Source organism: Rossellomorea sp. LjRoot5 (assembly GCF_964253455.1).
In the GTDB taxonomy this organism is placed as follows: Bacteria; Bacillota; Bacilli; order Bacillales; family Bacillaceae_B; genus Rossellomorea.
This window is the reverse complement of the sequence record NZ_CAXUQN020000001.1, coordinates 3,848,021-3,861,024: the sequence shown is the minus strand read 5'-3', so window position 1 is coordinate 3,861,024 and position 13,004 is coordinate 3,848,021. Positions and strand designations below refer to the sequence as shown.

The window sequence follows — 13,004 nt, the reverse complement described above, 5'->3', positions numbered from 1 at the left end:
TTTTAACCAAATTTCTTAAAAAAGGATGGATCATAAACGTGAATAAAGTATTTACGCTGCTTGTATTTGCAGGGGTCCCGGTTTCGGTGATCGGTTCTCTGCTTCATTGGCCAAGTGTCATTATGTTTGTTATTTATTGCGTCACGATCATTGCCCTGGCGGCGTTTATGGGAAGGGCGACGGAAAGCTTGGCCGTCGTGTCGGGTCCCCGTATCGGTGGGCTGTTAAACGCGACTTTCGGGAATGCTGTAGAATTGATCATTTCTATTTTTGCCTTGAAAGCAGGGTTGATCGGGGTCGTATTGGCCTCCCTGACCGGGTCCGTCCTTGGGAATCTTCTCCTGGTGGCAGGACTGTCCTTCTTTGTCGGAGGCGTGAAGTTCAAGCGTCAAAAGTTTAATGTGTTCGATGCGCGCCATAACTCAGGGCTCCTCATGTTCGCCATCATCGTGGCCTTCGTGATTCCGGAAGTGTTCTCCATGGATATGAATGAAGGGAGGACGATGACCCTTTCCATCGGGATTTCGGTCATCTTGATTCTCCTTTATTTATTCGCCCTGTTCTTCAAACTCGTGACGCACCGCGGTGTGTATCAAAGTGAGAACAGCGAAGGAGCCCTCGAACATGATGAGGAACCAGAATGGAACAAGGGGAAAGCGTTACTCATCCTCGCTCTCTCGACTGTTGCGGTCGCCTATGTATCGGAACGCCTTGTCCATACGTTTGAAGAAGTAGGGGAAGCTTTCGGTTGGAGCGAGCTCTTTATCGGGGTCATCATTGTAGCGATTGTAGGGAATGCGGCGGAGCATGCTTCAGCCGTAATCATGGCGTATAAAAATAAGATGGATATCGCTGTCGAGATTGCTGTAGGATCCACCCTGCAGGTCGCCATGTTCGTCGCACCAGTGCTCGTGCTGATTTCATTATTTTTTGAAAAAAGCATGTCACTCGTGTTTACATTACCGGAACTCGTGGCAATGGTCTCAGCCGTCCTGCTCACAGTGATCATTTCCAATGATGGGGAAACGAATTGGTTTGAAGGATTGACCCTTCTAGCCGCTTACTTCATCATGGGAATCGGATTTTATTTACTATAGTTGTCAAGATAAGACCCGGCAGGATTTCTGCCGGGTCTTTTTGCGGGAAAATCAATTCCGTGAGAACCGCCTACTCATTCTTGAATAAGATAACAGGAGAGTTTTTGTGTAAAGGAATGAGTAGCGTGAGAAAAAAGAAAAAACCGACGAACGGTAAAGCCATTGATTGCAAAATCGATTTACCTCCGAGAGGATGTCCAGGGATTTTTCCTTTCGAAGGATGCACGAATCCAACCATTCAACTGGATGATATCGGCATCATCAGCTGCGAAGGCATCATCAGCGGAAGGGTACTGTGCGATTATCAGCCCCTGCAAGGTGTGACGGTTACGCTTACCTCTTCATTTCCGGGGCTCGTATTTGAGGATATGACACCGGTCACTGACAGCACGGGCCGGTTTTCGACGAGGGTGACCGTGCCCCCAGGGACACCGATTACACCGAATGTGAGGATCACAGCAACGGCGGTCGTGATCGGAAAGACCATCAGTGATACGATTTTTGTAAGAGTGGATTGTATCCTATGTAAAAACCCAGTGCTGACACTCGAGCCGATTCCTTGTCCGGTCGGCTGCAAGGGCACACAGATCAAAGGCAGACTTATTTGTGACGGCCAGGCAATCGGGAATGCAGCGATATCATTTATCATCGAATCCGCCTCCAACCGTGTCGTCATCACCCCGAATCCCGCGATTACACAGAGTGACGGGAGATACACGGCGACATTGGTTCTTTTTCCCGATGTGGATGAAACGATCCGCATTACGGCCGTGACGAAAATCGGCGGATTAAAGGTCGTTTCGAAAACGAGGGAAGTGGCTGTGCGATGTGTGAAATGTAAGAATCCGGCCATCAAGCTGAACAAGTTGAAGAAAATCGACTGCCGCTCAACCATTTCAGGTAAGGTCACATGTGATGGAGTCCCACAGGCGAATGTACCGGTCACATTGACAGGTTCATCCATCCTGATGTTCCAGACACCGAATCCCGTCACGGATGAGAACGGAAGATTTTCATCTGTTGTCACCGTGAAAAAAGGGACACCGTTTCAAACCGCTTCCTATACAGCTACAGCCGTAATCGATGGGAAAACCATCAGTGCCACGGATACCGTCATAGCAGGGTGCAAAAAGTGCCGTAATCCTAAGTTGACCCTTGAAGTCCCATGTGAGACCGTCACATGCGAAGGAACGAAATTGACGGGAAGGCTGACTTGCGACGGGGCGCCTGTTAAGAATGCCAGGATTTCGTTTACGGTCACGGCCACGGATCCAGGTGCAGTGGAGATCGATCCGAATCCGGCATTTACCGATGAAGAAGGCAGATATGTCACCGAGCTCTGCCCACGACTCGGAGTCCATGAAACGATCATGATCAAAGCGTCGGCCACCGCCTTCGGAGAGCAGGTCGTCGCATCCGGGGAGATCACCATCGATTGTCGATGCAAGCATCCAAAGATTCATATAAAAGAGAACAAAAAGCTGAATTGTAAAGGGATCATTTCAGGCTGTCTTTCCTGTGAAGGATTTCCACTGACGAATAAAGAGGTCTCGTTTTCAAGTCCAGTGTTAACCTTTAAGCCACAGGTTGTCACTACTGATGAGAACGGGGAATTTTCAACCCTTGCCTTTGTTCCTCCGAATACCCCATTCAGGGAGGTCCCATTTACGGCGACAGCTGTGGTAGGTGGAAAAGCGGTATCGGAAATGGTATTCGTCTACGCCGGGTGTCTCATTTGCGAAAAGCCTAAGCTGACTTTATGTGTACCGGATTGTGTAGAATGCGAAGGAGCAGCGATTACAGGGAAATTCACTTGTAATGGAAGGCCTGTCGCCAATGCCGGGATCAAGCTGAAAGTCACCCCTGACGTTGCGTCCATTACCCCCGATAAAATCAAAACGAATGCAAAAGGGGAATATGAAGCTGTGCTTACCCCGGATTCACATGTATCCGGAGAAGCTGTGGTTCAGGCAATTGCCTTAATTGATGGTAAGGAAATAATCGTTGAGGAGAAAATAATCAACATTCATTGCACATGCTCTCACCCAAAGGACGACCTGGATGAAATGGAACCAATTGACTGCTGGGAAGAAAGTAGCGGGATTAGAGAGTGTGACAGAGGAACTCCGGGAGACTGCGAAATGCTCCTTCCTGAAAACTTACCCGAAGATAAAGAAAGTCGTTCAAATGACGTCGTGTCTTCGAATGCAGAAACTGAAAACATTTATGAAGAAGAGGAGAAGATCTCAGATTTCAAGGAAACTGCGCATCCGTGTTTATCCCTGAATGTTCCAGTGGTTGTAAGCTGCAGGGGAGGGTGCCTCACGGGAAAAGTCCAGTGTGAAGATATGAAACAGATCGAAGTATACTTTGAAGTGCTGGAGGAACATTTGAAAAGTCTCATCATGCCAAATCCTGCGATCCCGGATAAAGACGGGAATTATGCAGCAGACATCACCCCAAAACACGGTATGACCGAGAGTATCACAATCAGGGCATTCATCTTTTGGAAAGGAAAAAGGATCGTATCCCATCCGGGTTGCACCATTCTTGCCTGTTCTTCGAAAAAAATGGATGACGATTAAAAAAGCCATGGAATCTTAGGGATTCCATGGCTTTTTATAGGGAATGCAGGAATGATCGGAAACGCCGATTTGCTTTGTAGGAGAAGCTCGGACGTTCCCGCTTCAATAATGATAGTATAAAACAAAATGAGAATTTTGTAAATATTCTTTCAAATTAAGTTTTTTGGATAAGCTGCACCTTCTAGGAAAAACTAACGGCAAACCCTTATACGCTTGAAAGGAGTCAAATACATGAAACTAATGCGCACTGCTCTTATGGTCATACTCGCATTTTTCGTTGCAACTACAGGGATTCACGCCCAAAACAGTCCTAAAAAGGAAACGAAGCCAAAAACGGAGAAGGCACCGGCATCAACTGAGGATTCGAGCGTGAAGATCCCGAACTCAGTATTGAATATCGCCAAGGAAAATACGTATCCAAATTCTACACAGGATCAGCCTTATCTGCAACCGAGCGAATGGAGTCAGGAGCTGATCGAGACCTCCAATGTGAGGATCGAAAACCCGAACCTGATCCGCATCCTGAACGAGTCCACGGTCAATAAAGCACCGACGATCGGGCTTCGTGCCACCATTTATCTTGGGGAATGGCCGCTGAACTATGCATCAACGGAAACCTCCCCGAACTGGGAGTATCAAAAGGTCAACACGAATTACTTTGATAACCGCGGAGGAAAATCCAACTATCAAATTCACTACGTCCAGGAAGCACAAAAGGTCGTAAAGGGTGGACTCACGGCAAAAGTTCCCCATGCAGATGATGTGGAAAAAATGATGCTCATCAAAGCCATGGAAAAATCAAAATTGCCACTCGCCTTCCAAACCATCGTGGGGGCAGGGACAAAAAAGGATCAAGTGTACAACATCTCTCCTAAACGACTGGGCTACCTATATGCATATGCACCAGCCATCAACGAAAAAGGGAAAGTAACCTATGGTGAAGTGTTCCTCGTCATGAAAGGAACCAAGCGCTCCATCGTCGTCAAAAACGTTACCTCACAAGGAGTCGGAGCCTGGATTCCTGTTCAAGATCATGTCCACTTCGGATTCATGGCAAGCGAATCTCCAAGATAATGTTTAAGGAAGAGTGAAATCGGGTAAAACCTAATTTCACTCTTTTATTATTTCTGTTAATATGTTATAATAATTAGAATATTCTGAATTAAAGGAGGGTTTACATGGAGTATCTATTACTATTCGGCGGGCTGCTGGTGGCATTCATCACACTTCGCGTATGGTTCGGCGCAAGAAGAGCGAGGATCTACGCAGAAATAAAGAAACAAAAATACAACGTCATGGACCCGGCACTCGAAAAAATCACCACCTCAAACAGCGACCGCAAACCCATAGGATAAAAAACACTTCGGATGAATATCCGTGGTGTTTTTTTGCGTCCAAAAAAAGCCCGAGTCCATAACAGATTTGAGCTTTCAACCTTCATTTTATCGGGAAATCTTCGCTTCACGCTTCGAAAAGTCTACATCTTTGTAATACATTGACTTCACGAGTACATTTGGTCCGAGGCAGCGGGCCATGGGACAATGGCAGTTCAGTTCTTTTGCGAGAGGCTGCTCCTTCCACTTTTCGAAAATATCAGGCAGTGTATCTTTAGTGATATTCCCGAGTGGCGGTGTGTCCCCAAAGTCGGTGACGATGACATCGCCGGTGAAAATGTTCACGTTCAGACGGGAACGGCCGTCGGGGTCATTTCTCACACTCACTTTTTTCGCAGAATAAAGTTCCTTCAGAAAATCCAAGTCTTCCTGTGAAGAGCTGCATGGATAAAATGGCAAAGTGCCGAATAGCATCCACACCTTCTCATCGCGGAACCTAAGAATATCCGAGATCGCTTCACGCGTTTCCTCCAATGAAAGAGTTTCAAGGCTTGATGCAAAGTCGGAAGGGTACATAGGATGAATTTCGTGACGCCCACACTTCATTTCATCGACTACCTGGCGATGAATTTTTTCTAAATAAGGCAGGGTGTTTTTATTTAACATAGTCTCCGCAGACACGAGCACACCCCGTTCGGATAGGGCACGGCTGTTTTCAATCATGCGGTCAAACAGCTTACGGCGCTGTTCCCTCGTTGGCTTCCGTTCCATATTGGCAAAGCCGACATCGATGAATTCATCGATCGTTCCCCAGTTATGGGAGATGTGCAGGACATCGAGGTACGGGGCGATCATCAAGTAGCGGTCGAGGTCCAGGGTCAGGTTCGAGTTGATCTGGGTATGTACGCCCCTGGAATGTGCATACTTGAGTAGTGGGAGAACGTAATGTTCAACCGATTTCTTTGACATCATCGGCTCCCCGCCGGTAATACTAAGGGAACGGAGCGTTTTGATGTCGTCGAGTTTCCCGAGGATCAGTTCAATTGGCAGGGCACTCGGGTCCTTCGGTGATAATGTATATCCTACGGCGCAGTGCTCGCATCTCATATTGCAAAGCGTGGTGGTGGTGAATTCGATATTGGAAAGCGTAATATAACCATGCTCATCCACGTCTAAATAAGCCTCCCAAGGGTCATGGTCAATCGACATTTTCTTGGGGAGAGTGTCAGTTTTCATTTTGAAAAAGCTCCTTTAATATTAGGTCATCTATCCATTATTGAGAAAGGGTCAGCCCTTGTCAATCGGAAAGTTATTGGTTACCATAGTAAACGTATTGAAAGGAGAGAGAACTCTTGGGTAAAGCTATCAATGATAAAGACTCACAAGTAAGCTATTTGAAACAACGCCTGAACCTGTTCGTCGACGTGCTGGACTCAATCGACCCGGAACAAGCGGACATTGACGATATCGATCGCCTGATCGCCATGATCGATGACATAGAAGTAAAATGCGAGCAATTTAAGAAGAGTGAGTAGGAGTCCTTTGTGGGACTCTTATTTTTTTGGAGGGACGGACCTTGGTGGGGGAAGTCGGTATTTGTCGTTTTTCGCAGAACGGTCGATAAATCCCCTTAACAGTTGATGTCCCCATCTTCCATCCTATGTCCCATATAAGACAGGAATGCACAAGCAGGATTTCCCTATCAACATGTCAAACTTTAATACAAAACCATCTATTAAAGGAGCGACACCCCAATGATCATCACACCCATCGAAAAAAAACAAAGCGAACAGGCGAAAGAGGTGATCCTCTCCGGATTCCTTGAGCGGTTCGGATTCATCGATCACACACTGAACCCCGATATTCATGACATTTCCACAGAGTATGATGGTACGCAGCATCATTTTTTTGTAGGTAAAGAGAATGACCACATCATCTGTACGGGAGCAATCCGGAAAGAATCAGAAGATACGTATCACATTGTGCGGATGTCTGTTCTATCCTCCTACAGAAAACGTGGACTTGGCCGCTTTATGCTCGAGCATCTCGAAAACAAAGCGCGATCCCTTGGCGCACACAGACTCATTCTCGAAACAAACAAACAGTGGGCGGACGCCATCAAATTTTATAAAAATAACGGGTTTACTTATATGGAAGAAGACGAGGTTTCGTGTTATTTCGAGAAGGAAATTCCATTGTGAAATCCCTTTCAATCTTATTCTTATAGGAGTATAATAATGAATGAAAATTGAGACTGTTTGAGATCTTTAGAGGGGGAGAACGATGAATAAAGAGACATTACAGCAAAGTATGTACGATTTGATTGTGGAAACGTCCACGAATCTGCCGAAAGATGTACGGCGTGCGATCCGCTCGGCGAAATCCCGTGAGAATGCAGGGACCCGTGCGGCGATGAGCCTGGACACGATTTCAAATAACGTGAAGATGGCGGATGACAATGTATCCCCGATTTGTCAGGATACAGGACTTCCTACTTTTAAAATAAAGACTCCGGTCGGCGTGAATCAGCTTGAAATCAAGGAAGCGATCTATGCGGCCATGGTAGAAGCAACAAAGGACGGGAAGCTTCGTCCGAACTCTGTTGATTCATTGACGGGGGCAAACTCAGGGGACAATCTCGGTCTTGGGACGCCTGTCATCAAGTTCGAACAGTGGGAAAAGGATTATATCGATGCGCGCCTGATCTTAAAAGGCGGCGGTTGTGAAAATAAGAACATCCAGTACAGCCTTCCTTGTGAGCTTGAAGGACTTGGCCGTGCCGGGCGCGACCTTGACGGAATCCGTAAATGCGTGATGCATTCGGTGTATCAGGCACAGGGACAGGGCTGCAGCGCCGGGTTCATCGGCGTCGGAATCGGCGGAGACCGTTCTTCCGGTTATGATCTTGCAAAAGAACAATTATTCCGTTCCGTTGAGGATGTGAATCCGAATGAAGATCTTCGCAAGCTGGAAGAGTATGTGATGGACAATGCGAACGAGCTTGGTATCGGCACGATGGGATTCGGCGGGGAAACGACCCTTCTTGGCTGTAAAGTGGGCGTCATGAACCGGATTCCTGCAAGCTTCTTCGTATCTGTTGCCTATAACTGCTGGGCGTTCCGTCGTCTGGGCGTGAAGCTTGACGCAACAACAGGCGGAGTCGATGAGTGGTTCTATCAGGAAGGCGATAAGATCGACCTGACAGAAAGGTCAGTTGCTGAGCTTGAAACGGCTGCGGCAACTTCTGGGGAACAGCCAAATGTGGTGGTCCTCGAAGCTCCGATCACGGAAGAGAAAATCCGTGAACTGAAAATGGGAGACGTCGTTCACATCAACGGCCGCATGTACACTGGCCGTGATGCGATTCACAAGTATCTTAGCGAAAACGATGCCCCGGTTGATCTCGACGGACAGATCATCTATCACTGTGGCCCCGTGATGCTGAAGGACGATAAAGGCAACTGGCACGTGAAAGCGGCCGGCCCGACAACGTCCATCCGCGAGGAGCCTTATCAAGGCGATATCATGAAGCGCTTCGGTATCCGTGCCGTCATCGGTAAAGGCGGAATGGGTCCTAAAACCCTTGCCGCTCTGAAGGATCATGGCGGGGTGTACCTGAATGCGATCGGTGGAGCGGCCCAGTACTACGCAGATTGTATCAAAGGCGTAGACGGAGTCGACCTGATGCAGTTCGGTATCCCGGAAGCGATGTGGCATCTGAATGTAGAAGGATTCACGGCGGTTGTGACGATGGATTCACACGGAAACAGCCTGCACGCGGAAGTCGACAAATCTTCTTTGGAAAAACTGGCACAGTTCAAGGAAAAGGTTTTTAAATAAGAAATTGGTACCATCCTGTTCATGCTGCGGGGTGGTTTTTTTATTGGTTATATATGTTAAAATCAGGATGAAACTTTAACGAGCGTTCATTCGTATGACATATAAACAGGAGTTGGAGGGTGAGTATGATTTTTAATAAATTATTTGGCATGTTGATTCTTACTTTGATGATTTTCTTATCAGGATGTGCGGCCAATCCTGAAAAAGAAGCGGATATCACGTCTATTGACGATGTGAGTGTGGATACATTGAAAGAAAATAGCGGAACCTATGTAGGAGATAACTCGAAAGTACAGGCGATCCTACAAGAGCTGCCAGGGGCTGAAACGATCAAGGAAATCGATCTTTCCGGTGAAATGGTGAAGGTGACATACGGCTATGAAGAAGAAGGGAAGTTATCTGAAAGCGATGTGAATGAGTATTGGTTTGACGGCAGCAACGTCAACCGGAAAAACTTTTACTACAACGCGATCTACCTCACGCTTCTTGTACCGAATGCGAAAGAATATCACTTCACCGTCGACGAATCCATGGTATCAGTCTCCAGGGATAAAATGGTCGCAGGTTTATCCAAGGAATTCAGCGACTTCCCGAAAGGCGACGACATCTGGGACAGAAAGACCGTCTCCACCTTCATCGAAGAACACGAAGGCAAACTGACCGAAATGGCAACGAAATATCAGACGTTTTTTGAGTAGAGGGAGGGACCTTGGGTTTGAAAGCGACGTAAAAATTAATGAAGTGCCGCCACAGAGCGGATCCATCATGTGCTTCGGTCCCAAATCAAATTAAAATCACAAGATGAACACCCATTTCTGGATACTATTAGTACACATGAATCCTTCCCGTTCTCAAAAACTAAGGGAAACGCAAGGGAAAGAAGGGTTCAATTTTGCGAAAATCACTAAAAGTGTTGATCATAGCAGCAATCTTAGTATTGCTCATACCGGCGGAGGCTTATGCAGTATCCAATAATCCGATCGGCTGGGGTTTCAAAAAGAGTCAAAATGAGGTGCAGCCGGAAGCAGGCGCTGCCTATGACCAGCTGCTCGATAAGTACGATGCCTTTTATAAAGGTTCACCAGATAAAAAAGTGCTCTACGTTACATTCGACAACGGATATGAAAATGGCTATACGGAAAAGATTCTCAATGTATTGAAGCAGGAAAAAGTACCAGCCACCTTCTTCGTGACCGGTCACTATTTGCTCAGTGCCGAGGATCTCGTCAAGCGAATGGTGAAAGAGGGACATATTATCGGGAACCATTCGTGGCATCACCCGGACTTCACCGCAAGTTCCGACCAGAAGATCAGGGAAGAGCTCCAAAAAGTGAAAGTGGAAACGAAAGAACTGACAGGACAGAAGGAAATGAAGTACCTCCGTCCGCCAAGGGGCGTCTTCTCTGAACGCACACTTCAAATCGCGAAAGAAGAAGGCTACACCCACGTCTTCTGGTCCCTTGCCTTCATCGATTGGAAGACAGACCAGCAAAAAGGATGGAAGTATTCCTATGACAACATCATGGCCCAGGCTCATCCCGGTGCCATCATCCTCCTGCACTCCGTCTCCAAAGACAACGCAGACGCACTCGAAAAAGCCATCCAGGACCTCAAAAAACGGGGCTACACCTTCAAAAGCCTCGATGAGCATCCGATGATGAAATAAGAGGGACGGACCCTCATTCCTAGGACCAGGTCCTAGGAATTGAGGTCCGTCCCTCTTCTTGATGCGTTACACCACGCATGTGCTATAATACACATACAAGTTTTGTGCGGAAGGGTGAGGAGTATGGCAGTTAGGAATGTTAAGATTGAAGGTCCGTATGATTTTGACCGTGTGCTGGACAGGCTGGCGCTTGATCCGTTGAATGCAGTGGATCAGGAGGATCGAAGCGTGAAGGTCCCCTATTATCATGGCGGGGAATATGGTGAGGTCATCGAGATTCAGGCAACAGGAACAACGGATGAGCCTGAATTCAGGATCACGTTTGAAAATGAAGAAAATCTGGAAGCGAAGCAACACCGAATCTCAGACATTTTTCAATGGCAGACAGGTCTCCATGACATGCACACGCATTTCCTGGAAACCGATCTGAAGCCGATCTTTGAGGAGCATGTCGGAACACCACTTGTCCTGGAGTTCGATCCCTTCGCCACCATCATCAAAAGCATCATCCATCAGCAGCTGAATCTCAAGTTCGCCTTCACCCTTACCCATCGATTCGTCACCACATATGGCTGGGAAAAGGGTGGAGTCTGGTTCTACCCGTCACCGGAAAAAGTAGCGGGACTTACAGTGGAAGAACTCAGGGAGCTCCAGTTCAGTCAGCGAAAAGCGGAGTATGTGATCGGAATTGGACAGAAGGTGTCAAGTGGGGTACTGGACCTGAATCAACTGGCGGAACAAACGGACGAAGCGGTCATCAAAGAGCTCACAAAAATCCGCGGCATCGGACCATGGACGGCTCAAAGCTTCCTGCTATTCGGACTCGGCAGGCCGAACCTTTTCCCGAAAGCGGACATCGGCATTCAAAACGCCATCAAAAAATTATTCCAAATGGAACAGAAGCCGACCATGGACGAGCTGGATGAATTCAGCGCGGCCTGGCACCCTTATTTAAGCTATGCATCACTGTATTTATGGAGAAGTATCGAATAGAACGGACGTGAACCAATGAAAAAACAATACGCAAAAAAGCCACAACATAATGAAGTGAAAATCGAGCTGAAACAACAGTTTCCTCTGACCATAAAGAAAATCGGCATCAACGGGGAAGGAGTCGGTTTCTTCAAGCGCAAGATCGTCTTCGTACCGGGAGCCCTTGCAGGGGAAGAAGTGGTCGTTGAAGTGACCAAGGTCCACCCGAAATTCACCGAAGCCCGTATCAAAAAGATCCGGAAGAAGTCAGCCGAGCGTGTGAAAGCGCCATGCCCGGTCTATGAGCTATGCGGAGGATGCCAGCTTCAGCATCTGTCATATGAAGGACAGCTCGACGCCAAACGGGATATCCTTCTTCAATCACTTGAGCGCCATACGAAGCTCAAACTTGAAGATATGGATATTCGTCCGACGATCGGCATGGACAACCCGTGGCACTACCGGAACAAAAGTCAGTTCCAGGTCGGGACACAAAACGGAAAGGCCATTGCAGGCTTATACAGCATGAATTCCAACAAGCTGATCGACATCGATGAGTGCATCGTGCAGCACCCGCTCACGAATAAAGTGACAAACGAAATCAAGCGGATCATCAACGACTTCAACATCCCTGTTTTTGATGATAAAAAGAAAAAGCCGATCCTGAAAACGATTGTGACACGTGTCGGGTTTGAAACAGGGGAAGTTCAGGTTGTACTTGTGACGTCCGAGAAAAAAATCCCCCGCAAGGAATTGCTGATTTCGGAAATCCAGAAACGTCTTCCGGAAGTCGTTTCCATCGCCCAAAACATCAATCCGCAGAAAACGGCCCTCGTCTTCGGGGACGAAACAATCCATTTGTCTGGTAAAGAAAGTATCGAAGAACGTCTGGAAGAGTTCACCTATGAACTGTCCGCACGGGCCTTCTTCCAGCTGAATCCGCTCCAGACGAGCAAGCTGTATAACGAAGCAAAGAAAGCATCGGCCCTCACAGGTGAAGAAAAAGTCGTCGATGCCTATTGTGGTGTCGGAACGATCGGGTTATGGCTTGCAGACGGAGCGAAAGAAATCCGCGGCATGGACGTCATCAAGGAAGGGATCGATGACGCAAAGAAGAACGCGAAGAAATTCGGAGTCGAGCATGCCGAATACTTTGTCGGCGGTGCCGAAACCCTCATGCCAAAATGGAAAAACGAAGGCTGGCGTCCAGATGTCGTCGTGGTCGATCCGCCGAGGACGGGCTGTGACAACAAGCTTCTGGATACGCTGAAAGAAGTGAAGCCGAAGACGTTCGTGTATGTCTCCTGCAACCCGTCGACCCTCGCGAAGGATATCGACTATTTGAAGAAGCAGTACCAGGTGGAATATTTGCAGCCGGTCGATATGTTCCCGCAGACTGCGCATGTGGAGGTTGTGGCGAAGCTGGTTCTGAAATAAAGACCAGGTTCAGAGAATGATTTTGAAAACCTGATTCAAACCAAAAACAACTAAAAGGGTGTCCCAACGTCAT

General features: G+C 47.5%; 12 protein-coding genes. 11 read left to right on the top strand and 1 reads right to left on the bottom strand.

Translation table 11 applies throughout. The annotated features are described in order from the left end of the window. Nucleotides 1–38 precede the first annotated feature (38 nt). The 4 genes from cax (at nucleotide 39) to ACSQ2E_RS19825 (ending at nucleotide 5,037) form a co-directional block, all read left to right on the top strand. Nucleotides 39–1,097, top strand: coding sequence for a calcium/proton exchanger (gene cax / locus ACSQ2E_RS19840; RefSeq protein ID WP_435993438.1), 1,059 nt, complete (start codon nucleotides 39–41; stop codon nucleotides 1,095–1,097). A gap of 125 nt (nucleotides 1,098–1,222) precedes the next feature. Beyond that, complete coding sequence (locus ACSQ2E_RS19835) at nucleotides 1,223–3,682, top strand: hypothetical protein (RefSeq protein WP_435993436.1); 2,460 nt, start codon at nucleotides 1,223–1,225, stop codon at nucleotides 3,680–3,682. Nucleotides 3,683–3,913: 231 nt separating this feature from the next. Next, a complete protein-coding gene (locus tag ACSQ2E_RS19830; protein WP_435993434.1) occupies nucleotides 3,914–4,756 on the top strand; it encodes a YfkD family protein in 843 nt (280 codons plus the stop codon). A 104-nt stretch (nucleotides 4,757–4,860) separates the two neighbouring features. Beyond that, nucleotides 4,861–5,037, top strand: a complete 177-nt coding sequence (locus tag ACSQ2E_RS19825; protein ID WP_435993432.1) for a hypothetical protein — start codon at nucleotides 4,861–4,863, stop codon at nucleotides 5,035–5,037. Between the two features lie 87 nt (nucleotides 5,038–5,124). On the opposite strand, the gene yfkAB is transcribed toward ACSQ2E_RS19825, so the two are convergent. Next, nucleotides 5,125–6,252, bottom strand: a complete 1,128-nt coding sequence (gene yfkAB, locus ACSQ2E_RS19820) for a radical SAM/CxCxxxxC motif protein YfkAB (RefSeq protein ID WP_435993430.1) — start codon at nucleotides 6,250–6,252, stop codon at nucleotides 5,125–5,127. Nucleotides 6,253–6,368: 116 nt separating this feature from the next. On the opposite strand from yfkAB, the gene ACSQ2E_RS19815 reads away from it, so the two are divergent. The 7 genes from ACSQ2E_RS19815 to rlmD all read left to right on the top strand — a co-directional run bounded on the left by ACSQ2E_RS19815 (nucleotide 6,369) and on the right by rlmD (nucleotide 12,931). Continuing rightward, the gene (locus ACSQ2E_RS19815) at nucleotides 6,369–6,551 is read left to right on the top strand and encodes an SE1561 family protein (protein WP_034761313.1); all 183 of its coding nucleotides are present in this window, start codon (nucleotides 6,369–6,371) and stop codon (nucleotides 6,549–6,551) included. Between the two features lie 219 nt (nucleotides 6,552–6,770). Further along, on the top strand, nucleotides 6,771–7,217 hold the full coding sequence (locus tag ACSQ2E_RS19810) for a GNAT family N-acetyltransferase (RefSeq protein ID WP_435993427.1): 447 nt from the start codon (nucleotides 6,771–6,773) through the stop codon (nucleotides 7,215–7,217). 82 nt (nucleotides 7,218–7,299) lie between these two features. Continuing rightward, entirely contained in the window at nucleotides 7,300–8,856 is a 1,557-nt protein-coding gene (locus tag ACSQ2E_RS19805) for a fumarate hydratase (RefSeq protein WP_435993425.1), read from the top strand. Between the two features lie 125 nt (nucleotides 8,857–8,981). Beyond that, nucleotides 8,982–9,554, top strand: coding sequence for a DUF4825 domain-containing protein (locus tag ACSQ2E_RS19800; RefSeq protein ID WP_435993423.1), 573 nt, complete (start codon nucleotides 8,982–8,984; stop codon nucleotides 9,552–9,554). Between the two features lie 194 nt (nucleotides 9,555–9,748). Continuing rightward, nucleotides 9,749–10,522, top strand: a complete 774-nt coding sequence (gene pdaA / locus ACSQ2E_RS19795; RefSeq protein WP_435993421.1) for a delta-lactam-biosynthetic de-N-acetylase — start codon at nucleotides 9,749–9,751, stop codon at nucleotides 10,520–10,522. Between the two features lie 123 nt (nucleotides 10,523–10,645). Beyond that, nucleotides 10,646–11,515, top strand: a complete 870-nt coding sequence (locus ACSQ2E_RS19790; protein ID WP_435993419.1) for a DNA-3-methyladenine glycosylase family protein — start codon at nucleotides 10,646–10,648, stop codon at nucleotides 11,513–11,515. A 15-nt stretch (nucleotides 11,516–11,530) separates the two neighbouring features. After that, nucleotides 11,531–12,931: a 23S rRNA (uracil(1939)-C(5))-methyltransferase RlmD gene (gene rlmD, locus ACSQ2E_RS19785; protein WP_435993417.1), complete on the top strand. Its 1,401-nt coding sequence runs from the start codon at nucleotides 11,531–11,533 to the stop codon at nucleotides 12,929–12,931. Nucleotides 12,932–13,004: the final 73 nt, after the last annotated feature.